The organism is Paenibacillus woosongensis, from assembly GCF_009725165.1.
GTDB lineage: Bacteria > Bacillota > Bacilli > Paenibacillales > Paenibacillaceae > Fontibacillus > Fontibacillus woosongensis.
The window spans coordinates 455,277-476,258 of record NZ_WNZW01000002.1 but is presented as its reverse complement, the minus strand read 5'-3'; the positions used below and the strand labels follow the sequence as shown (position 1 = coordinate 476,258).

Here is a 20,982-nt window from a genome sequence, read left to right as displayed (position 1 = left end):
AGGAAATGCGCATTTTGCATACGGGAGATTGGCATCTGGGACGGACGCTGGAGGGAAGAAGCCGTTTTAGGGAACAGGAGATGTTTATGGATGAGCTTATCCAGCTTACCCGCGATCACCAGGTCGATATGATATTAATGGCCGGTGATGTATATGACAGCGTCAACCCGCCTGCGGCTGCCGAGGGGTTGTTCTACGATGCCGCGGCCCGTCTGAATGACAACGGCTGCCAGCTTGTCGTTATCGCCGGGAATCATGACCAGCCTGAGCGCATTTCTGCCGTTTCTCCGCTTGTCGCACAGCGCGGTATTACGCTGGTGGGTCTGCCCAGTCCTCGAAGTGTGATCGTGGACGTGCCGCGTACGAAAGAACGGGCGGTTATCGCGGCCCTGCCTTACCCCTCGGAAGCGAGATTATCCGAATTGCTGGCCGAGGACGGGGACGAACGGGAGCTGCGCTCGGCCTACAGCGCAAAGGTCGGCAAGCTAATGCGGCAGCTGGCCCAGGAATTTCGGCCTGACACTGTGAATCTGGCCATGAGCCATATCTATGTGCTGGGCGGAGTAGAATCGGACTCCGAGCGTCCAATCCAGGTCGGCGGCGCGTATACGGTAGACCCTGCGGCTCTGGATGTTGGAGCACAGTATACGGCGCTGGGGCATTTGCACCGCCCCCAGCTCGTCAAGAGCAGCGGTCTGATCCGGTACAGCGGTTCTCCGCTTTCCTACAGCTTCTCGGAGGCCGGGCAGGCAAAATCGGTGATGCTGCTGGATACAGCTCCTGGTGAGATTCCGAGAATGGAAGAACTGTTTCTCAGCAGCGGCCGCCCGCTGGTGCGCTGGACATGCCGCGGCGGCTTGGAAGAGGCTCATCGCTGGCTTGATGAGGGGCGGGACAAAAACGCCTTCATCGACCTTGAGATCAGCCTGACCGAAGCGATGTCGATGAGCGATATCCAGACGCTCCGCAAGGCTCACGAGGGAATTGTACATATCCGACCGGTGTATCCGGGACGGTCCGAGGAGACGGCGGCCGCCTCGCGCGCTCAAATGCCGGTTCACGAGCTGTTCCGCAAATTTTACCAGCGGCAAAGCGGCGGAGCGGAGCCGGAAGAGGAGCTGGTGGAGCTGTTTATGTCGCTGGTGGCCGAAGATGAAGCTGCCGGCATCGAAGAGGAGGAGGAAGTATGAAGCCGATCTCGCTGAAGTTATCGGGCTTGCAGAGCTACCGGGGCATGCAGGAAATTGATTTCACGACGCTATGCGACACCGGACTGTTTGGCATTTTCGGTCCGACCGGCAGCGGCAAATCTACGATTCTCGATGCCATCACACTGGCGATGTATGGCAAAGTCGGCCGTGCCTCCGGGGGAACACAGGGGATTATGAACCATTCGGAGGATTCGCTGTTCGTAGCTTTCACCTTCGAGCTGATGTCGGCAAAAGGCGAGGAGCGCTACCGGGTAGAGCGCCGCTTCAAGCGCCAAGGTGATATTTCCGTCAGCAATACGGTTAGCCGCTTCATTGAAATATCGCCCGACGGAGAAAAGGTCGTGGCGGATAAGCTGGCCGAAGTTACGCGCTGCGTCGAAGAGAAAATCGGCCTTAAAATGGATGATTTCACCCGTGCAGTCGTTCTTCCCCAGGGCAAGTTCGCCGAATTTCTCTCCTTGAAGGGGGCGGAGCGCAGAGCGATGCTGCAGCGCCTGTTCCATCTCGAGAAATACGGCGATCTGCTGGCCCAGAAATTGAGCCGTAAGGTGAAGGAGAACGATCAAGCGCTCAAAGAGCTCGCAGCGGAGCAGCAGGGGCTCGGCGACGCATCGGAGGCAGCGCTGCGCGAGGCAGAGGCTGCGCTTAAAGCAGCTGCGGCGCTGGCGGCGACGCGCCGGCGCGAGCTCGATCATGCGCAGCAGCGCAGCGACCAGCTCGCGAAGGTGCGCGAGCTGAGCCTTGAGCGCAGCGCGCGTGCCGCGCAGCTTGCCGCCTTGCGCGAGCGGGACGGCGCCGTCGCCGAGCTGGAAGCGCGGCTCGCGGCCGCGGCTGCTGCCGAGCGGATCAGGCCGGCGCTAGCGGCCTGGCAAGAAGCGCAGCAGCTCGCCGCTGCACGTGCCGCCGCGGCTGCCGAGGCTCGCGAGGCGGCGGAGGCCGCGGCAAGCAGCGCCCGCGCCGCGACAGAGGCCGCAGAGACGGCTGCGGCTGAGCTCGGGCGCGAGGAGCCGGCGCTGCTGCTGCGGCTGGACCAGCTCGAGCAGGCGAAGGTGCTGCAGGCGGAGTGCGAGCAGCTGCTTGCGGAGGCGAGGAGCCTTGCGGCCCAGCGCGAGCAGGCAAGCGCGCAGCACCGGCAGCTCGGTGAAGAGCTGGTTAAGCAGGAGCAGCTGCTGGTCAAAGCGCAGCAGCGTAAGCAGGAGCTGGAGGAGCAGCTCAAGAGCAACGAGGTAAAAGCCTCCGAGCGGCGCAGCCTGCAGGACGCGATATCCCGGCAGCAGGGGATCTACAGTGCCCGTGAAGCGTTGAACAGGGCCGAGGCGGAAGAGAGCAAGCAGCTTGCGAAGGCGAGGGAAGCCAGCGCCCGCTCGGAAGCGCTGGCCCAGGAGGAAGCCGGATTGGTACGTGAGCGGTTGACTCTGTCGGAGAAGGCTTGGGAAGCCGGGTCGAGTCTGGCGGGGCTTGCTGCCGAGGCTGCCGGGCTGGCTGAGCGGATTGAGCGCTATGAAGCGGCTTTGAAGCGCACCGCGAAAGAACGGGATGAGCACCAATGGTCATTGCGCTTGGCCGAAGCCTTAAGCCAAGGCCATCCATGCCCGGTATGCGGCTCGACAGAGCATCCGTCTCCGGCTGCTCCTGAGCTGGAGGAGCAGGGCTTGCTGAGCAGCGAGTCGGAGCTGGAGCAGGCTGGCGTGTTGCTGGTACAAGCCCGCGATTTACGCTATGCAGCATCGAGGGATTCCGATGCTTTGGGCAGCTTGGCCAGCACGCTGGAGGCAGTTCTTGAAGAGGATTCGTCTGGTGCGATTGCACGCCGCGAAGCAGCCGCATCTCAAGCCGCAGCCTTCCCGGTACCCTCGCTCCATACTGATGGCTCTGATTTTGCCGGCGGATTAGAGGCTGATCTGTCCGGAAAAGCGCAGACGATAGCTGTACTAGCACAGCGATATGAGGAATTGAAGAGCTGGCAGGCCGAATGGCGCGAGGGCTTCGCAGCTTTGGAACGAGGAGTCAAGACCTTGACTCATAAGCTGGCCGAAATTCAGACGAAGCGGGCTTCCGCGGCAGCGGAGGCGGCTTCGATTTCTCAACTGGCTGAGCAGTCCCAGGGGAATAGCCGCGAGTGCCGCGAAGCGCTGTCTAGGCTCATGAAGGAATGGGAGCTGGAGCATCCGGGCTTGTCGCCGGAGGAGGCGGTCATCCGCATGGAGCAGCTTCACGAGCGGGATCAGGCTGCGGACGATATCAAGCAGCGGCTGTCTCTAAGCATTCCTTTTATTGAAGAGAAAACAGCGAATATTACCCAGCTGCAAAAAGACATCGCCGAGCTTGACAAGTCGCTGCTGCAGTGGGAGCTTCAGGAGCAGGGCAAACAGGAGTTGCTTCGTGACAAAAAGACGCGCCTGACGGCATGGATCGGCGAAGAATCGGCAGATGAGCTGCTGCAGAGCACCCGCCAGCGAATCGACTGGCTGCGGGCGCAGGCCGAGGCGGGCAAACGCCGCCAAGCGGAAGCCGAGACGGAGCGCCAGCGCTGCAGCCAGACGGATGTACTCGCGCAGCAGGCCGCCATGGAGGCCCGGCAGCAGGAAGCGAGGCTGCGGGAGCAGTGGCAGGCTGAGCTTAAGATTTCCCCGTTCGATAGCGAGCAGCAAGTTGCTGAAGCTATTATGGATAAGGAGCAGATGAGCTCCATGGAGGAGCAAATCCAATCCCACCGGGATGCTGAACGCGAGCTGTTGATTAGCCTCAAGGAGCTCGAGGTTAAGCTGGAAGGCCGGGTGGTGACTGAGGCGGAGTGGCAGGAATGCTGCGAAGCACTGCGGCTTGCAAAGGAGCAGGATGAGGCTGCTTTGCAGTTGAAGGCGAGGTCGCAGCGTGATCTGGAGGATCTCGGACAACGGCATGTCCGCTGGCAGGAGCTCGAGAAAGTCCGCCTGAAGCGGGAGCATGAAGCGGGTCTGCTGGCCAAGCTGCAGTCCTCGCTGCGCGGAAATGCGTTTGTGGAATACGTAGCGGAGGAGCAGTTGATGAACGTCAGCCAAGCGGCATCGCAGAGGCTGAGGTTCCTGACGAATCAGAGATATGCGCTGGAATGCGATTCCGGCGGAGGTTTTGTCATTTGCGACGATGCGAACGGCGGGGTAAAACGTCCGGTAGCTACTCTTTCCGGCGGGGAGACGTTCCTCACTTCTTTGGCGCTCGCCCTGGCTTTATCGGCGCAGATTCAGCTTCGCGGCCAATACCCGCTGCAGTTCTTTTTCCTGGACGAAGGCTTCGGCACGCTGGACCCAGAGCTGCTGGATACGGTGATTACCTCACTGGAGCATCTCCATCACGATCATTTATCTGTTGGGATTATAAGCCACGTGGCCGAGCTTCGGGCAAGATTAGCCCGCAAGCTGATCGTCATCCCGGCAGAAAGCGGCGGGGAGGGCTCACGGGTGGTGCTCGAAAGATTATAAGGGCTGTGAACAAGGGCGCCCTCGGCGACACGCCCGAAATTCTCGAGGTTATAAATAGGCCGATATTTTTTGCGACCGTGATGCATATCACAGATACAGCTTCACCCGGCTGTTATACTACAGTTAGCCGACATCATTTTGCAAGCACCCCGCCGGACGTATTGGTGACAGAGATTATTTGAATTTGGGTCCAATACGTCCGTGCGACCAGCGAACTCGTCTTCGAGGAAGCAGGGTGCTTCTTTTTTTTGCTAATTTTAGGTATGATGGTACATATATATTTTGTAGGAGGCTTGGAAATGGAAAACTGTTTGTTTTGCAAAATCGCAAATGGATCAATTCCTTCAAACAAAGTGTACGAAGACGATACTTTTCTCGTATTCCATGATATTCAGCCGGCCGCTCCGACGCATGTCTTAATTATTCCAAAGAAGCACATTGCGACAATGAACGACGTGGGCCCTGAGGACTATGCGATGATCGGGGAACTCCACCGGGTAGCCCAAGAAGCCGCGAAGAAGCTTGGCGTTGCCGAGACAGGGTATCGCCTGATTAACAACTGCGGCCCGGACAGCGGACAGGCCGTCTACCACATTCACTATCATTTGATAGGCGGAGCAAAGCTAGGCGCTTTGGTGCAAAGTTCCGATTCTCACGCCATTTAAAAATTTAATGGTGAAAATGAAAGATAAAAACTAGGTGTTTGGTTGACACCCGATTTATTTTTCCCCTATAATGAAGAATGATGAACCGTGTTATGCTCTTGGACGGTCTGGTCGGAGGGAGGGAAAACTGGTGTCTGAAACTAAAGTTCGCAAAAACGAGACAATTGATGCTGCACTTCGTCGCTTTAAGCGTTCCATCGCAAAAGATGGCGTATTGGCTGAGGTGAAGAAACGCAAGCATTATGAAAAGCCAAGCGTAAAGCGCAAGAAAAAGTCCGAGGCTGCTCGTAAGAGAAAGTTTTAGGAGGAATTAGCTACCATGAATCTTAGCGAGCGATTGAACGAAGATATGAAGCAAGCGATGAAGAGTCAAGACAAGTTCAAACTCTCCACCATTCGAATGGTTCGTGCTACGATCAAGAATCTTGAAATAGATCTGAAAAGACCTTTGAACGATAATGAAGTGCTTGATATCCTAAGTCGTGAAATCAAACAGCGCAAAGATGCCCTCCAAGAATTTGAAAAAGCAGGTCGCGATGATCTTGCTGCAAATGTCAAAGCTGAAGCTGAGATTATTGCCGTATACCTTCCTGAACAGCTTACAGAAGAAGAAATTAAAGTCATTGTACAGCAGACCATCCAGGAAACCGGTGCTTCTTCGAAGGCGGATATCGGGAAAGTCATGAGCGCTCTAATGCCCAAGGTCAAAGGCCGGGCGGACGGGAAGCTCGTGAATCAAGCGGTTCAGCAGCTTTTGCAATAACATACGCAAATGAACACCTTCTACGAATGTAGAAGGTGTTTTTTGTGTGGCGGAGGGGGTTGGGAATCAAAGGCCCTATATTTAGAGGCTAAAAATATAAGGCCTAGAGGCGAACGATGCAATTGCTATGTTTGGTTAGGACCTGTCACGATCGACGTTTTGGAGGAAAGCGACATTGATTTTTATTTTTCTCCTTACGTTGTTTCTGGAGGATGCCAGGCTCATTGCACAAACGATAGGATTTGCTTTCCCTAGGACGATAGGGCTCGCTCTTCTCTAAGATGAGGTTACGGTTTCTCCAAAGTTCACTGGGGCAAGTAACTTGTACCCACACTCAAGCAACCATTCATTGATTATTTAAAACTAAATGTATTTTATACAACTAGTTAAGCTCTTTTATCAAAAAAACTATGCGCTAAATGGAAAACATGCAGTTAGTTTGCTTGAATGGAGCGAATACGTCGAAATAGCTTAAAACTAAGTGTAGGTTATGCAGTTAGTTCCCTCTAACACGGCCAAAACCGCTGAACTAACTGCATGAATTACATCTAGTTGTCTTTTTAGTTACCTGATTCTTGCTATCTAGGTACAGTCAATTTAGTCATCATCTGTGTCCTGACCATTTAGGACAGTCATAAATCCGTAGTTTAATTTATTGGAGAGAAAGATTTCAGTTCTATTAAGGCACCGTGAGGAAAGTGCAGGATTTTCTGGTATTTGGGCCTTCGCCAACCATATCTCTCACTTTACAACGCGGCACAACTTCCTGCACTCCACCACTTCCTGCACTTCACGCACTTCCTGCACTTCACACACTTCACATTCTTTACCTTAAAATTCTTTTTCGCACCGCTCCGCTCTAAGAGAGCAGTAATCTGCTGCATAATAGCGGTGGGTCGATGGGGCAGTGGGTCGACAGGTCGACCACAAATTACACTTTTACGCATCATCCTGCAGCCCTCAATGCTCGTTGTTCTCACGCCTGACGGGGCCGCCATCCACAATCCGTTTAATTCACCTTGAAAAAAAGGATATCAAGATCCGCTCCAATCTCCCCTTGCCCTCCTTTTTGCCCCGGGTCTCATAAATTCCGCTTCTGGCGCATATTTTGTAGGGTAGAGGAAGGAGGGTTGCCTCAGATGAGCCAGCTATCACGGAAAATCCGCAAATGGGCGGTCGAAGCGCTCGACTTGCCGGGGGATCTCGTATTCGATTTACCGAGGCTCACCATGATTGGCAACAAGCAGCTGCTGGTGGAGAATCACAAAGGGGTGGTTCATTTCTCACCAGAGGAGCTTCATCTCGAACTGAAGCAAGGGGTGCTGAGGGTCGAGGGAGCGGAGCTTGTGATCAAGGCAATCATGCCTGAAGAAGTTATTATTGAGGGCCGGATTTCCGGCATTAAATATCATGGAGTGGAGGAGTGAATCGCGTGAAATCATCGGTCTTATCCCGGTTGCGCGGCAGTGTGAGGATTGTTGTGCGCGGCGGGAATCTCGAGAGGCTCATTAATGAACTGGCCAAGGAAGGCATAGAGATATGGGATGTGCGCTCCTTACCGGAGCGGAAGATGGAGATGAATGTTCAGCTAAGCGATTATTTCTCCCTCCGTCCGCTGCTGAAGCGGACAGGCTGCAGAATGTCCGTAAAGCGGCGCAGCGGCATGCCTTTTCTGCTCGCCAGGCTGTGGCGCCGCAAAATTTTCATCGCGGGGTTTGCCCTGTTCATCGCGATTATATTTGCCCTCTCGTCACTTGTGTGGGATATTGAAGTGCAGGGCAATGAGAACATATCAACCGAAGACGTGCTGCGTGCTGCACGCGAAGAAGGGATTTATCCTTTTCAATGGATATTCCGCCTTCAAAAACAGGACAAGTTATCCGCAGAGCTAACCCGCAAACTGGCCGGATCTTCCTGGGTAGGCGTATCCCGCAGCGGGACGCGCATCACAATCCAGGTCGTCGAAGCTACGCGCCCCAAGGAACAGGAGCTTCGAAGCCCCAGCCATCTCGTCAGCAGCTCCGATGCCGTGATTACGCAGATTTATTCCGAGCGGGGACAACCCCAGGTGAAGAAGCATGACCGGGTGAGAAAAGGACAAGTGCTAATTGCCGGCATACAGGGGAATGAATTTGTCGTAGCCAAGGGAGAGATTAAGGGGATCGTCTGGCATGAATATAACATCGAGGTGCCGCTTGTGCGAAAGCAGAATGTCTATACGGGAGAAAAAAAGGAGCGGGGCTACCTGTTCTTCGGCAAGACCGCTGTCCAGATCACCGGATACGGCAGGCCGGGCTTTGCCGAGTTCCAAACCTTGAGCGAGCTTGATCCGCTGACCTGGAGAAGCTGGAAGCTGCCGTTCGGCTGGATGAGCGAGAAGCTGCTGGAGACGACGGTAATCCAATTGAAGCTTTCGGCGGAGCAAGCGAAACAAGACGGAATCGACAGAGCTTTACGCGACATTTATGCGAAACAGGGCGTCGAATCGAAAATTGTCAGTCAAAAAATTTTGCATGAGAAGACAGACAATGGTAAAGTTTATATGAAAGTGCTTTTTGAAGTAGAGCAGAATATAGCGGAAGATCTTCCGATAGTATACGATCAAGGAGAATGAGTCTATTTGTCAGAACAAATTTCGCATACCAAAATTACATTACAAAGTGCCTCTGAGGGATTGTCGCTATTCGGTCCGCAGGATTCGTTCCTGAAGCTTGTCGAGAGCAGTCTGAATGCAGGGATCGTTTTGCGGGAATCAGAAATATCGATTCGTGGCGAAGCCCGTCAGGTGGAAATTGCCCAGCAGTTATTCGAGGTTTTACTGGAGCTGATCCGCAACGGATATATTTTGACAGAGCGTGATGTGCTCTATGCCATCGATTTGGCAAAGGATCTTCGGGCCGATCAATTGCTTGATCTGTATAAGGGGGAAATAGCTCTAACCTACCGAGGCAAGCCGATTCGGGTCAAAACGATCGGACAGAAGCATTACGTAACGACGATCAAGAAGCGCGACATCGTATTTGGGGTCGGTCCAGCAGGTACGGGCAAAACCTATCTGGCCGTCGTCCTCGCGATAACTGCGCTTAAGGAAGGTACAGTGAAACGGATCATCCTTACCCGGCCTGCTGTAGAAGCCGGAGAGAACCTTGGTTTCCTGCCGGGCGATTTGCAGGAGAAGGTAGATCCTTATTTACGTCCTCTGTACGATGCATTATACGATGTGATGGGGCCGGAGCAGACGGCCAAAGCCTTGGAGCGCGGCCTCATCGAAATTGCGCCGCTTGCATATATGCGCGGCCGGACGCTTGACGATTCCTTCATTATTTTGGACGAAGCTCAGAATACGACGCCAGAGCAGATGAAGATGTTCCTGACGCGCCTCGGCTTCGGCTCGAAGATGGTGATTACGGGCGACGTGACGCAAATTGATTTGCCGAAAGGCAAAAAGTCCGGATTGATCGAAGCAAAGAATATTCTTCAGCAAATTGAAGAAATCGGGTTCGTTTATTTTGTGGAATCCGATGTTGTGCGCCACTCACTTGTACAGAAAATTATCGTTGCTTATGACCGTGCCGCTGAAAATCAGGGTTAATCTGCTTAAATACAAGGTTGCCGGGCTCTAAATTTTTCAGGAGGGCTGCACTATGACCTCAAACGAAATGCAAAAAGGTAAAACGCTGCAATCCCGAACAGCCGGATGGAAACATAGCGTATCTGTACGCTATGTTCTGTTTGCGCTGCTTATTATTATGTTCTATGCCAGTCTTGCACCCAAGCTGCTGCCGGAAACCTATGATATTGCCGTCGGGCTGCCGAGCGACAAGGAGATACTGGCGCCGATGGACATTCCGGATACCAAAGCGACATTAAAGGCTCAGGAAGAAGCGGCCGAAAAAGTAGGACAAGTCTACACGATTCTTCCGCTGCGCAATGAGGTGCTCGTTGGGCAAATGCTTGACCGGATTTTCCGTCTGAATCAGGATGATCAGGTGTCGACCGAGGACAAAATCAAAATTTATCGCGAGGAGCTCCCGCAAAGGGCGCAGGATCATATCCAGAATTTTATCAGGAACAACCGAAATTCACCGAACTATTCGGAGAAGCTGTTCGAAGAAGTAAATGAGCAGATCAGCGAGCAGGCATATCATATTGCTGAGGAGACTTTTATCAAAATACCGAGGCTGACGCCGGAGGATATTAATGAAATGAAGCCTGTGGCGGCAGATATCGTCGCCCGGCTGACTACGGACCAAATCGTGGACGCTCAGACAGCGCGCGCCAAGGTTGCGGAGCAGGTGAGCACGAGCTCGCTGAGCAAGCGTGTATCGCGGGAAGTTGTTCAGGAACTGGCCCGGCTGGCGATTACGGCCAACAAGTTCTACGACGAGGAAGCTACCAAAGCGGCGAAGGTAGAAGCGCGTGAGAAGACGCCGACCGTGTTCATCAAGCAGGGTGATGTATTGGTGCAGAAAGGGGAGAAAATCACCCCGGAAATGTACTCCTTGCTGGAAAAGAACGGACTGCTCAAGGATGAAGTAAATTACTGGCCGCAATTTGGCCTGATCATTCTGTCTTCGCTATTGGCACTGGGCCTGATTATGTATATCCGCCAGTCGGAAGGCGTTAGCCGCTTCAAATACAACAATTCGCAGTTTGTTATGCTGCTGCTGATCATTCTGATAACGATCCTGTCGATGCATGTGGTCAACATCGTACAAAATGAACAGCGGCCTTATATCGGCTATATTGCGCCAGTCGCGGTAGGGGCCATGCTGATTACGCTGTTGCTTGACATGTCTTTGGCATATATATGCTCTATATTGTTCAGTATATTGGCCAGCGTTATTCTAAATGTGCACAAAGGGCAGATTTTTGACTTTCAGTTCGGATTTTTTGCTGTCGTTATTTCTTTTGCAGCTATTTTCGCTATTCACCGGGCCAGTCAGCGCTCGACCCTGCTAAAGGCAGGGATCATGATTACGCTGTTTGGCTCCCTGGCGGTATTTACGCTGATTTTGGTCAACAACAACGGCTGGACGGAATCCAGCACGCTGTATGCGATCGGTTTTGCCGTGGCGGGCGGACTATTGACAACGATCCTCGTAATCGGCCTTATGCCGTTCTTCGAGGTCACTTTCGGCATCCTGTCGGCGCTGAAGCTCGTCGAGCTGTCCAATCCGAATCATCCGCTGCTGCGCAAGCTGCTGACGGAGACGCCGGGCACATACCATCATAGCGTGATGGTCGGCAATTTGTCGGAGGCGGCTGCAGAAGCGATTGGGGCCAACGGACTGTTGTGCCGGGTCGGATCTTATTATCACGATATCGGCAAGACCAAGCGTCCGAGCTATTTTATAGAGAACCAGAACAATATGGAGAATCCGCATGATTTTATCGATCCTAAGCTGAGCAAGTCGATTATTATTGCCCATGCTCGCGACGGGGTCGAGATGCAGAAGGATTATAAGCTGCCGAAGCCGATTCGGGATATTGCAGAGCAGCATCACGGGACGACCTTTCTGCATTATTTCTATCATAAGGCGCTTAGATTGGCTGAAGAGCAGGGCGTAGAGCCTGACTTCACGGAAGAAGATTTTCGCTATCCGGGGCCGAAAGCCCAATCGAAGGAAGCTGCGATCGTCGGTATCGCTGACAGCGTGGAGGCGGCGGTGCGGTCTTTGCGCAAGCCTACCGTGGAGCAGGTGGAGACAATGATCGAGAAGATTATCAAGAGCCGTCTCGACGATCATCAATTCAATGAGTGCGACCTGACGATGAGAGAGCTCGATGTCATTGCACAGACATTGAAAGAAACCGTGATGGGCATTTTCCACTCGCGGATCGAATATCCGGAAGAAATCAAGAAAGCGAACTAATGGAGCAAAGACGGGAGGGCAAGTAAGCTATGGCATTACAGCTCGAATACAGTAATGAGCAAGAAATCATCGAAATTGGGGAAGATTTAATAGAGCTATTGCATACACTGCTGCAAAAAGCCGGAGAGGCCGAAGGCGTAACTGACGGCGAGGTTGCCCTGACGTTCGTAACCGACGAAGAAATTCATGCGCTCAATCGCGAGTATCGCGGAATCGACCGGCCGACGGATGTACTCTCTTTTGCCATGAACGAATCAGTTGAAGAAGAGCAGGAAATCGTCTATGAGCTTGAAGAAGGCGAAGAGCTGGAAGGCTTTGGCGACATGCTCGGGGATATTATTATTTCCGTGGAAACGGCGAAGGCTCAGAGTGAAGAGTACGGCCATTCCCTCAATCGGGAAATCGGATTTTTGTTCGTGCATGGCTTCCTTCATCTGCTGGGCTATGATCATCAGGATGAGGCGAGCGAGGCAGAGATGATGGGCAAGCAGGAAGCCGTCCTGGCCCAGGTGGGGCTAACCCGTTAATGAAGCCTGCATCCAAATGGAGCGACACATTCCGCTATGCGGCGGAAGGAATCGTAACGGCGCTGAAATCTGAGCGGAACATGAAAATACATTTGCTGGCCGCGGTCGCTGTTCTGCTGGCCGCAGCGTATTTTCGCCTTCCGGGACGCGACGTCGCCCTGCTCCTGATCGTCATTGGCCTCGTCATCGCGGCAGAGCTGGTGAATACGGCGCTGGAGGCCGTCGTGGATCTTGTTTCGCCCGACTGGCATCCGCTTGCGAAGACGGCAAAAGATACGGCGGCAGGAGCCGTGCTTGTTGCGGCAATTATTGCGGTATGCGTAGGCTGTTTGTTGTTTTATGAGCCGGTGATGGCTTATTTTCGACAGTAACTATTCCACAGCACAGGGAATGAGCAAGGCTTACCACTATATTGCCTGAGGAGATGACGACAATGGATAACACGAGTTTGCTGTTAGAAGCGATTAAAGCGCGGGCTGCTGCCTATACGCCGTATTCCGGCTTTGCCGTCGGCGCCGCACTGCTGGATGCGAACGGGCATGTCCACTATGGATGCAACATCGAGAACGCGGCATACGGGCCAACAAACTGCGCCGAGCGAACCGCGCTGTTCCGCGCTGTAGCCGACGGACTTGCTCCAGGCAGCTTCCGGGCGCTAGCCGTTATCGGCGAGACGGATGACCCCATCGCGCCATGCGGCGTATGCCGCCAGGTCATACTGGAGCTGTGCAGCCCGGACATGCCGGTGATTCTCGGCAACATGAAAGGCGATGTCAGAGAGACGACCGTGGCGGAGCTGCTGCCGTATGCCTTTGGTCCTGCAGATTTGCAGAAAACTTAGCATCGTTACGGAAGACAGAAAGGACTAGACGAAATGGCAAAAACAATTTTCAAATCAGGATTTGTGGCGATCGTCGGCAGGCCGAATGTCGGCAAATCGACGCTGATGAACCACATCATCGGGCAAAAAATCGCAATCATGTCCGATAAACCGCAAACAACGCGGAACAAAATCCATGGTGTATATACGACGGAAGACATGCAAATTGTCTTTCTGGATACCCCGGGCATCCATAAACGCCAATCCAAGCTCGGGGATTTCATGAACACGACTGCATTGAATACGTTAGGGGAAGTAGAGGCCGTATTATTCCTTGTTGACGCCTCGGAAGGATTGGGCGGAGGCGACCGGTTCATTATCGAACGATTAAAAGATGTAAACACTCCCGTAATCCTGGTCATGAACAAGATCGACCGGATCGAACCGGAGCAGCTGCTGCCGCTGATCGGGCAATACCGGGAGCTATATGACTTTGCGGAGATCGTGCCGATCTCCGCCATGCTTGGCAACAACGTCACTACGCTGCTGGAGCAAATCGGCAAGTATTTGCCGGAGGGGCCGCAATATTATCCCGAGGATCAAATTACGGACCATCCGGAGCAGTTTGTCTGCGCTGAATTGATCCGTGAGAAGATCCTGCATTTAACCCGTGAGGAAGTGCCGCACTCTATTGCCGTGACGATTGAGGATATGCGTGTTGAGGACAATGGGGTCGTCTATATTTCCGCTGTCATTTTCGTCGAGCGCGATTCCCAGAAAGGGATCATTATCGGCAAGCAAGGAGCGCTGCTTAAGGAAGTCGGGAAACTGGCCAGACAGGATATCCAGAACCTGCTCGGTTCGAAGATCTTTCTTGAGCTGTGGGTCAAAGTGAAAAAAGACTGGCGCAACCAGGAGCGGATTTTGAAGGATCTCGGTTTTCACCGGGACGCTTAACGAATGGCAGTAATTTCATCACATACTCTAAGCTAGCTAGGCCATCCTATTCTTCATAAACGCAGCTTCATTTCCGAAGAAAGGGTGAATACGATTGCGAGATTTTTCGTGGAAGTATTTTGCGATGACTGGAGATGTCGATGCTTACATGCTGTACAAGGAAGCTTGCAGCAATTGTGAAGAGGAGGCCGCAGCTGCGGCAGAGCTGGAAGCTGTGGAGCAGGATGCAGACGCCGCTCCGCTGTAACATCACGCTTGGGGGAGAGACATGCTATACAGGGTGGAAGGTATCGTCATCCGCAGCATGGATTATGGCGAGGGGAACAAAATCATTACGCTGTGCACGGCAACGCATGGCAAGATCGGGGTGCTCGCCCGCGGGGCTAAGAAGGTCAAGAGTCGACATGCTGCTCTGACCCAGCCGTTTACTTATGGTGAATATACGTTCTACAGGCAGAAGGAAGGCCTTGGAACGCTGAATCAAGGTGAGATTATCGAATCTCACTTTTCTTTACGTGAAGATCTGTATTTGGCGGCTTACGCATCTTATGCCTGCGAGCTTCTGGACCGGACGCTGCAGGACGAAGAAGTCGGCAGCTTCTGGTTTAATCAGCTTAAGGCGTGCTTGGACGGATTGTCGGCAGGCAAGGATCCGGAAATCGTTCTTCGCTTATTTGAGATGAAAATATTGCAGGCGGCCGGATACGGGCCCGTTTTTGCGGAGTGCCTGTCCTGCGGCCGGCAGGATGATTCGTATTTCATCAGTCCACGTCTCGGGGGAAGGCTGTGCCGAAGCTGCAGGCATCATGATCCGGCCGCCATGATGGTTGCTCCCGGCACATTCAAGCTGCTGTCGCTATTTGAGCGAATGGACCTTCGCCGTCTAGGCAATGTCGAGGTGAAGGACGCGACGAAGGCGGAACTGAAAAAACTGATGCGCGCGTTTATTGATATGCAGCTGGGATTGCAGCTCAAATCCAGAAACTTCCTGGATCAATTAGACAAATATGAAATTTGACTTTATGTTCATTATTCATGTATTATAAAAAAGATTTCTCTTAATAGAGACCCGTGCGTTGAATGGGAAAAGTAATGCGTTCTTAAACCGGATTAGCGAGTCGGGGATGGTGGAAGCCCGAGCCGGAGAAACTCATGAAAATGGCGGCCCTGGAGCACGGAAACGATCGTGAAAAGCGGATTTTGCATCAGCGGCAAGCGACATTTGTAGTCTGCGCTGCTATAATGCAAATCAAGTAGGGTGGAACCGCGGGAAGTAACAGCTCTCGTCCCTACGTCTGAACAGCAGGCGTAGGTGACGGGGGCTTTTTGCACGTCATTGCACGCCGGCTGAACACGAACATGTGTAAAGGAGTTGTGGTCATGAATTTTCAGCAAATGATTCTAACGCTGCAGCAGTTCTGGGCGGAGCAGAATTGTATCGTCGTGCAGCCTTACGATGTAGAGAAGGGTGCCGGTACACTTAACCCGATGACATTTCTACGTTCAATCGGTCCGGAACCGTGGAATGTCGCATATGTGGAACCTTCCCGCAGACCGGCGGATGGACGCTATGGGGAGAATCCGAACCGTCTGTACCAGCATCATCAGTTCCAGGTCATCATGAAGCCTTCCCCTGACAACATTCAAGAGATTTATCTGGAGAGCTTGAAGCGGCTTGGCATTAACCCACTTGAGCATGACATCCGTTTTGTTGAGGATAACTGGGAGCATCCTGGGCTTGGCGCCTGGGGACTCGGCTGGGAGGTATGGCTTGACGGAATGGAGATTACGCAGTTTACGTATTTCCAGCAGGTCGGCGGCATTGAGACGAACCCGGTCGCCGTTGAAATCACGTACGGTATGGAGCGGCTTGCTTCTTACATCCAAGAGAAGGAGAACGTGTTCGATCTGGAATGGGTGAACGGTACGACTTACGGCGATGTATTCCATCAGCCAGAGTTCGAGCATTCCAAGTACACGTTCGAGACCTCGGACGTGAAAATGCTGTTTACTTTATTTAATATGTACGAGCAGGAAGCTTCGAAAGCGATGGAGCAGCATCTTGTATTTCCGGCTTATGATTACGTCTTGAAATGCTCGCATACGTTCAACCTGCTTGACGCACGGGGCGCGATCAGCGTGACCGAGCGCACCGGATACATTACGCGGGTGCGGAATTTGGCCCGCCAGGTGGCAGCGACGTATTTGGAGGAGCGGGAGAAGCTTGGATTCCCGATGCTGAAGAAAGGGGGCGAAATCCATGGCTAAAGATCTGCTATTTGAAATCGGGCTTGAGGAAATGCCGGCTCGCTTTATTCGCGGTGCTATGGAGCAGTTAAAGGACCGGACGGTGAAATGGCTCGACGAGCAGCTGATCCGGCATGGAGAAGTTGCTGTTTACGCCACGCCTCGCCGTCTTGCCGTACTCGTTAAAGAAGTGGCGGACAAGCAGGAGGACGTTCACGAAGAGGTGAAAGGCCCTTCGCGCAAAATCGCTCTGGACGAGAACGGGCAATGGAGCAAGGCTGCGCTCGGCTTTGCCCGCAGCCAAGGCGCCGACCCGGAGCAATTCACCTTCAAGGAGCTCGGGGGCACGGAGTATGTCTATATCAGCAAAAGCCGTAACGGCGTAGAGACGTCCTCGATCGTGGCCGAAGGCCTGCTGAGTATTCTCCATGCGATGAACTTCCCGAAAAATATGCGCTGGGCCAGCTATGATTTTAAATTCGTGCGGCCGATCCGCTGGATTGTTGCCCTGCTCGGCAGCGAGATTATCGATATTGAAATTACTGGCGTGAAGTCCGGAAATGTAACGCGCGGACATCGTTTTCTGGGCGGCGAGATCGTAATCGGTCAGCCGGCGGATTATGTGGAGGCCCTTCGCAGCGGGTATGTCATCGCCGACGTGAATGAGCGGAAGGAAATGATTGTGCAGCAAATTAACAGCTTGGCCAAGGCGCAAGGCTGGAATATCTCCGTGAAGGATGACCTTCTAGAGGAGGTGCTGTTCCTGGTAGAGACGCCAACAGTGTTGTACGGGACGTTCGAGGAATCCTTCCTGCATATTCCGCAAGAGGTGCTGATTACTTCGATGCGCGAACATCAGCGCTATTTCCCGGTGCTGAACGATCAAGGAGAGCTTCTTCCTTATTTTGTAACGGTGCGTAATGGCAATGCCGAGCATCTGGAGCTTATTGCTAGAGGCAACGAGAAGGTGCTGCGCGCCCGGCTGTCGGATGCCAAATTCTTCTATGAAGAGGATCAGAAGCTGGCGATCAAGGATGCCTTGTCCAAGCTGGAGAGTATCGTCTTCCACGAAGAATTAGGGACGGTCGGCGACAAAGTGCGGCGGATTCGGCGGAATGCGGAGAAACTGTCTGCCGTGCTTAAAACGGATGCCGGTACGACGGAAGCGGTTAACCGGACCGCGGAAATTTGTAAATTCGATCTCGTTACCCAAATGGTTTATGAGTTCCCAGAGCTGCAGGGCGTAATGGGCGAAGACTATGCACGCAAAGCGGGAGAACCCGAGGCTGCAGCCAAAGCGATCTTCGAGCATTACCAGCCGAGATTTGCCGGGGATGCGGTTCCGGCGTCCGAGGTAGGTTCAATCGTAAGCATTGCCGACAAAATTGATACGATCGCAGGCTGCTTCTCTATCGGCATCGTTCCAACGGGATCGCAGGATCCGTATGGTCTTCGCCGCCAGGCTGCCGGTATCGTGCAGATCATCCTGGAGCACAAGCTCTCGCTTGCTCTGCCGGTGCTGTTCGATATCGCACTTGAAACGCATGAGCATTTCCATGAGCTGAAACGGACGAAGGACGAGATTCTGAAGGATCTTACCGATTTCTTCGGACTGCGCATTAAGAAAACTCTATCCGATCATGTGCGTTACGATGTTGTAGACGCCGTCATTTCCGCAGGCTATGATGATGTCGTTTCCGTCGTGTCCAGAGGCGAGACGCTGATGGCTGCGGTGAAACAGGATGATTTTAAGACGACGGTCGAGTCGTTCGGAAGAGTGAGCAATCTCGCTGCCAAGGCTTCTGCGGAGAAGGTTCGCTCAGACCTGTTGAATGATCCGGCGGAATCTCAGCTATACGAAGCCTGGAAGTCGGTTACTGCGGCATATCGCGAAGCATTGGAGCAGCGGGACGCAGCGCAGGCCCTGAAGCTGATCTCCGGCTTGAAGGAGAGCATCACCTTATTCTTTGACAAAGTTATGGTTATGGCTGAGGACGAGACGGTTCGTGCGAATCGACTGGCCTTGCTTAAGGCAATTGACGAGGAATTAAGCATGTTTGCTGATTTTAGCAAGCTGGTTTGGGCATAATAGCATAATACGGTTTTGAAGGACGGGAGTCTGATGAATACACGGATCGTCGTTGACGGAGACTCCTGTCCCGTCAAGGCTGAAATCGCTGCTACAGCTGCAAAGTTCGGAGTTGGCGTATTGATGGTATCCTCCTATGACCATGTGATTAAGCAGGTCTCGGGGGTTACCATTGTTCAGGTTGACCGCAGTCAGCAAAGCGCGGATTTGTACATTGCCAACCATATTGCCAAGGATGATATCGTCATTACTCAGGATTATGGACTTGCTGCCTTGGCTTTAGCCAAATCGTGCCGGATCTTGTCGCCTAGAGGCGAGGAGTATCATCCCGGCAATATAGATTATTTGCTGGAACGTCGTCACCATCATGCCAAAGCACGGCGCGGCGGGCGGTATTTCAAAGGGCCAAAGCCTTTTACGGACGATGACCGCAAGAAGTTTATAGATGCGTTGTCAAAAGTTTTGCGAGATATGCAGGAGAATGTACAATTTTAGCGAATTACTATTTACGTGTTATATAGAGATGAAGGTGGTTTGGATGAGTACCGGACGAGGAATTCCGGAGGAGATCATCGAGGCGGTCTTGCAGCAGCATGATATCGTCGATACGGTAGGCAAGCACGTTCATCTAACTAGACAGGGCAAATATATGAAAGGTCTTTGTCCTTTCCACTCGGAGAAGACGCCGTCATTTACGGTGACGCCCGAACGGCAAATGTTCCACTGCTATGGCTGCGGCAAAGGCGGAAATGCCATCAGATTTAGGATGGAAATCGAAGGATTATCCTTTCCCGAAGCTGTCAAAGTCATGGCGGAAGAGGCTCATATCCCCTTTCAGGACAATGCCTTCCGGACAGGGAGCGCCCCTGTAAGCCGGGAGATGGAACAATTACTGCAGGCCTACGAATGGTCTTCCAAGCTGTATCATTTTCTACTGAACAATACAGAGCATGGCAAACCGGCCATGGACTATTTGAAGTCAAGGGGGTTTAGCGATAAGGCCATCGACACATTCCAAATCGGTTATGCCCCGGCACGCTGGGATACGCTTGTCCAGTTTCTGGAGAAGCGCTCGTTTGATCTCAGTGCCATGGAGAAAGGCGGTTTATTATCGTCCAAGCAAGACGGATCAGGATTTGTTGACCGCTTTCGCGACCGGATCATTTTTCCCTTGCACAACCGGAGCGGCAAAGTGATCGCTTTTGCGGGCCGGATACTTGGGGAAGGCCAGCCCAAATATTTAAATTCTCCGGAGAGCAGGTTATTTACCAAGAGCCGAACGCTCTATAATCTTCATCAGGCCAAGACGGAAATCCGCAAGTCGCGTCAGATCGTATTATTCGAAGGATACGGCGACGTCATTAGTGCTTGGGAGGCTGGGGTCCATAACGGTGTTGCTACGATGGGAACCGCGCTTACCGAAAGTCACGCCAGCATCATGAGAACACTCGCGGACGAAATCATCGTCTGCTATGACGGCGACAATGCCGGACAAGCCGCAGCTTTGAAGAGTATCCCGATACTGGAGGCCGCAGGCTTCCAAATTAAAATTTCACTGCTCAGTGAAGGACTTGACCCTGATGAGTTCATTCGTAAATACGGGGCCGAGAGGTTCAGATTGCAAGTCTTGGATGGCGCTGTTTCAGCGGTTAAATTTAAGCTTATATATCTGAAAAAAAACCATATACTGCTAGAAGAAGATGGAAAGGTCGCATACATCAAAGATGCTCTGGAAGTCATCGCGCCTCTGCCGTCGCCGACAGAGCGGGAGATTTATTTGAAGGAATTGTCTGCCGAACTGCAGGTTTCATTTGATAGCTTGAAACAGGAATGCAATCAATTCCGTCAAGACATGCAAAAAAGGTCATCCCATGGGGATAATAACGCCAAAAGGTGGAATAATGTTAGGCATAAAAAAGGCAAGGCATCCATGCCGACTTTACTGCCTGCTTATCATGTCGCGGAACGGAGATTGTTATCCTTCATGCTTCAGGATGAAGAAGTCGCCCGTTATGTTGGCGATCGTCTTGGAGATAGTTTTAACATCAATGATCATGCGGCGATTGCTGCTTATCTATACGCCTATTACGCAGGGGGGAAAGCGCCGGATGTCAGCCGTTTTATTTCATCTTTGCAGGATGAACGGCTGGAGCAGGCCGTCACATCTATCGCGATGATGGATACTCCGGAGGAATGGACGACTCAGGAGCTTGACGACTGTATCCGGGAAATTAAGCGTGTTCCGCTGCAGGCCCAAATTCAGCGTAAGAAGGAAGAAATGGTTTCGGCAGAGCGTGCCGGGGATTTTCTGCGAGCGGCACAAATTGCAAGTGAGATTATAGCCCTAGAGAGACAATAGCTGGATG

Annotated in this window: 19 protein-coding genes; all 19 read left to right on the top strand. The window is 52.7% G+C overall.

Annotation, left to right across the window (positions count from 1 at the left end; all coding sequences use genetic code 11):
- Positions 1 to 5: 5 nt before the first annotated feature.
- The 19 genes from GNP95_RS08710 to dnaG all read left to right on the top strand — a co-directional run bounded on the left by GNP95_RS08710 (position 6) and on the right by dnaG (position 20,975).
- Entirely contained in the window at positions 6 to 1,190 is a 1,185-nt protein-coding gene (locus GNP95_RS08710) for an exonuclease SbcCD subunit D (RefSeq protein ID WP_155610443.1), read from the top strand.
- The gene (locus GNP95_RS08705; RefSeq protein ID WP_155610442.1) at positions 1,187 to 4,672 is read left to right on the top strand and encodes an AAA family ATPase; all 3,486 of its coding nucleotides are present in this window, start codon (positions 1,187 to 1,189) and stop codon (positions 4,670 to 4,672) included. Before GNP95_RS08710 ends, GNP95_RS08705 begins: the two co-directional genes overlap by 4 nt.
- A 299-nt stretch (positions 4,673 to 4,971) precedes the next feature.
- A complete protein-coding gene (locus tag GNP95_RS08700) occupies positions 4,972 to 5,337 on the top strand; it encodes a histidine triad nucleotide-binding protein (RefSeq protein ID WP_155610441.1) in 366 nt (121 codons plus the stop codon).
- Positions 5,338 to 5,467: 130 nt separating this feature from the next.
- A complete protein-coding gene (gene rpsU / locus GNP95_RS08695) occupies positions 5,468 to 5,641 on the top strand; it encodes a 30S ribosomal protein S21 (protein ID WP_005547957.1) in 174 nt (57 codons plus the stop codon).
- 15 nt (positions 5,642 to 5,656) lie between these two features.
- Positions 5,657 to 6,100, top strand: coding sequence for a GatB/YqeY domain-containing protein (locus GNP95_RS08690; RefSeq protein WP_055107420.1), 444 nt, complete (start codon positions 5,657 to 5,659; stop codon positions 6,098 to 6,100).
- 1,139 nt (positions 6,101 to 7,239) lie between these two features.
- Positions 7,240 to 7,527, top strand: a complete 288-nt coding sequence (yqfC, locus tag GNP95_RS08685; RefSeq protein WP_155610439.1) for a sporulation protein YqfC — start codon at positions 7,240 to 7,242, stop codon at positions 7,525 to 7,527.
- Positions 7,528 to 7,532: 5 nt separating this feature from the next.
- Positions 7,533 to 8,714 carry a sporulation protein YqfD gene (yqfD, locus tag GNP95_RS08680; protein WP_330163317.1) on the top strand — a complete coding sequence of 394 codons (1,182 nt, stop codon included), beginning with the start codon at positions 7,533 to 7,535 and terminating at the stop codon, positions 8,712 to 8,714.
- A 6-nt stretch (positions 8,715 to 8,720) separates the two neighbouring features.
- Positions 8,721 to 9,692, top strand: coding sequence for a PhoH family protein (locus GNP95_RS08675; protein ID WP_155610438.1), 972 nt, complete (start codon positions 8,721 to 8,723; stop codon positions 9,690 to 9,692).
- A 52-nt stretch (positions 9,693 to 9,744) separates the two neighbouring features.
- A complete protein-coding gene (locus GNP95_RS08670) occupies positions 9,745 to 11,976 on the top strand; it encodes an HD family phosphohydrolase (RefSeq protein WP_155610437.1) in 2,232 nt (743 codons plus the stop codon).
- 29 nt (positions 11,977 to 12,005) lie between these two features.
- A complete protein-coding gene (ybeY, locus tag GNP95_RS08665; RefSeq protein WP_155610436.1) occupies positions 12,006 to 12,503 on the top strand; it encodes an rRNA maturation RNase YbeY in 498 nt (165 codons plus the stop codon).
- Entirely contained in the window at positions 12,503 to 12,874 is a 372-nt protein-coding gene (locus tag GNP95_RS08660; RefSeq protein ID WP_155610435.1) for a diacylglycerol kinase family protein, read from the top strand. The genes ybeY and GNP95_RS08660 overlap by 1 nt, the downstream gene beginning before the upstream one ends.
- A gap of 62 nt (positions 12,875 to 12,936) precedes the next feature.
- On the top strand, positions 12,937 to 13,344 hold the full coding sequence (locus GNP95_RS08655) for a cytidine deaminase (protein ID WP_155610434.1): 408 nt from the start codon (positions 12,937 to 12,939) through the stop codon (positions 13,342 to 13,344).
- Positions 13,345 to 13,377: 33 nt separating this feature from the next.
- Positions 13,378 to 14,280: a GTPase Era gene (gene era / locus GNP95_RS08650; protein ID WP_155610433.1), complete on the top strand. Its 903-nt coding sequence runs from the start codon at positions 13,378 to 13,380 to the stop codon at positions 14,278 to 14,280.
- A gap of 94 nt (positions 14,281 to 14,374) precedes the next feature.
- Positions 14,375 to 14,527, top strand: a complete 153-nt coding sequence (locus tag GNP95_RS08645) for a YqzL family protein (RefSeq protein ID WP_155610432.1) — start codon at positions 14,375 to 14,377, stop codon at positions 14,525 to 14,527.
- A 21-nt stretch (positions 14,528 to 14,548) separates the two neighbouring features.
- Positions 14,549 to 15,298: a DNA repair protein RecO gene (gene recO, locus GNP95_RS08640; RefSeq protein WP_155610431.1), complete on the top strand. Its 750-nt coding sequence runs from the start codon at positions 14,549 to 14,551 to the stop codon at positions 15,296 to 15,298.
- 362 nt (positions 15,299 to 15,660) lie between these two features.
- Positions 15,661 to 16,548 carry a glycine--tRNA ligase subunit alpha gene (gene glyQ / locus GNP95_RS08635; RefSeq protein ID WP_155610430.1) on the top strand — a complete coding sequence of 296 codons (888 nt, stop codon included), beginning with the start codon at positions 15,661 to 15,663 and terminating at the stop codon, positions 16,546 to 16,548.
- Positions 16,541 to 18,616 (top strand): glycine--tRNA ligase subunit beta, encoded by a 2,076-nt coding sequence (gene glyS / locus GNP95_RS08630; RefSeq protein WP_155610429.1) that lies wholly within the window; start codon positions 16,541 to 16,543, stop codon positions 18,614 to 18,616. The genes glyQ and glyS overlap by 8 nt, the downstream gene beginning before the upstream one ends.
- Before the next feature lie 33 nt (positions 18,617 to 18,649).
- Complete coding sequence (locus tag GNP95_RS08625; protein ID WP_155610428.1) at positions 18,650 to 19,111, top strand: YaiI/YqxD family protein; 462 nt, start codon at positions 18,650 to 18,652, stop codon at positions 19,109 to 19,111.
- Between the two features lie 43 nt (positions 19,112 to 19,154).
- Positions 19,155 to 20,975 carry a DNA primase gene (gene dnaG / locus GNP95_RS08620; RefSeq protein WP_155610427.1) on the top strand — a complete coding sequence of 607 codons (1,821 nt, stop codon included), beginning with the start codon at positions 19,155 to 19,157 and terminating at the stop codon, positions 20,973 to 20,975.
- The last annotated feature ends 7 nt before the right edge of the window (positions 20,976 to 20,982 follow it).

Bases quoted from the DNA above. Each gene is read 5' to 3' on its own strand.
- GNP95_RS08710 (WP_155610443.1), top strand. From the start codon at position 6: ATGCGCATTTTGCATACGGGAGATTGGCATCTGGGACGGACGCTGGAG.
- GNP95_RS08705 (WP_155610442.1), top strand. From the start codon at position 1,187: ATGAAGCCGATCTCGCTGAAGTTATCGGGCTTGCAGAGCTACCGGGGC.
- GNP95_RS08700 (WP_155610441.1), top strand. From the start codon at position 4,972: ATGGAAAACTGTTTGTTTTGCAAAATCGCAAATGGATCAATTCCTTCA.
- GNP95_RS08690 (WP_055107420.1), top strand. From the start codon at position 5,657: ATGAATCTTAGCGAGCGATTGAACGAAGATATGAAGCAAGCGATGAAG.
- yqfC (WP_155610439.1), top strand. From the start codon at position 7,240: ATGAGCCAGCTATCACGGAAAATCCGCAAATGGGCGGTCGAAGCGCTC.
- GNP95_RS08670 (WP_155610437.1), top strand. From the start codon at position 9,745: ATGACCTCAAACGAAATGCAAAAAGGTAAAACGCTGCAATCCCGAACA.
- ybeY (WP_155610436.1), top strand. From the start codon at position 12,006: ATGGCATTACAGCTCGAATACAGTAATGAGCAAGAAATCATCGAAATT.
- GNP95_RS08660 (WP_155610435.1), top strand. From the start codon at position 12,503: ATGAAGCCTGCATCCAAATGGAGCGACACATTCCGCTATGCGGCGGAA.
- GNP95_RS08655 (WP_155610434.1), top strand. From the start codon at position 12,937: ATGGATAACACGAGTTTGCTGTTAGAAGCGATTAAAGCGCGGGCTGCT.
- era (WP_155610433.1), top strand. From the start codon at position 13,378: ATGGCAAAAACAATTTTCAAATCAGGATTTGTGGCGATCGTCGGCAGG.
- recO (WP_155610431.1), top strand. From the start codon at position 14,549: ATGCTATACAGGGTGGAAGGTATCGTCATCCGCAGCATGGATTATGGC.
- glyQ (WP_155610430.1), top strand. From the start codon at position 15,661: ATGAATTTTCAGCAAATGATTCTAACGCTGCAGCAGTTCTGGGCGGAG.
- glyS (WP_155610429.1), top strand. From the start codon at position 16,541: ATGGCTAAAGATCTGCTATTTGAAATCGGGCTTGAGGAAATGCCGGCT.
- GNP95_RS08625 (WP_155610428.1), top strand. From the start codon at position 18,650: ATGAATACACGGATCGTCGTTGACGGAGACTCCTGTCCCGTCAAGGCT.
- dnaG (WP_155610427.1), top strand. From the start codon at position 19,155: ATGAGTACCGGACGAGGAATTCCGGAGGAGATCATCGAGGCGGTCTTG.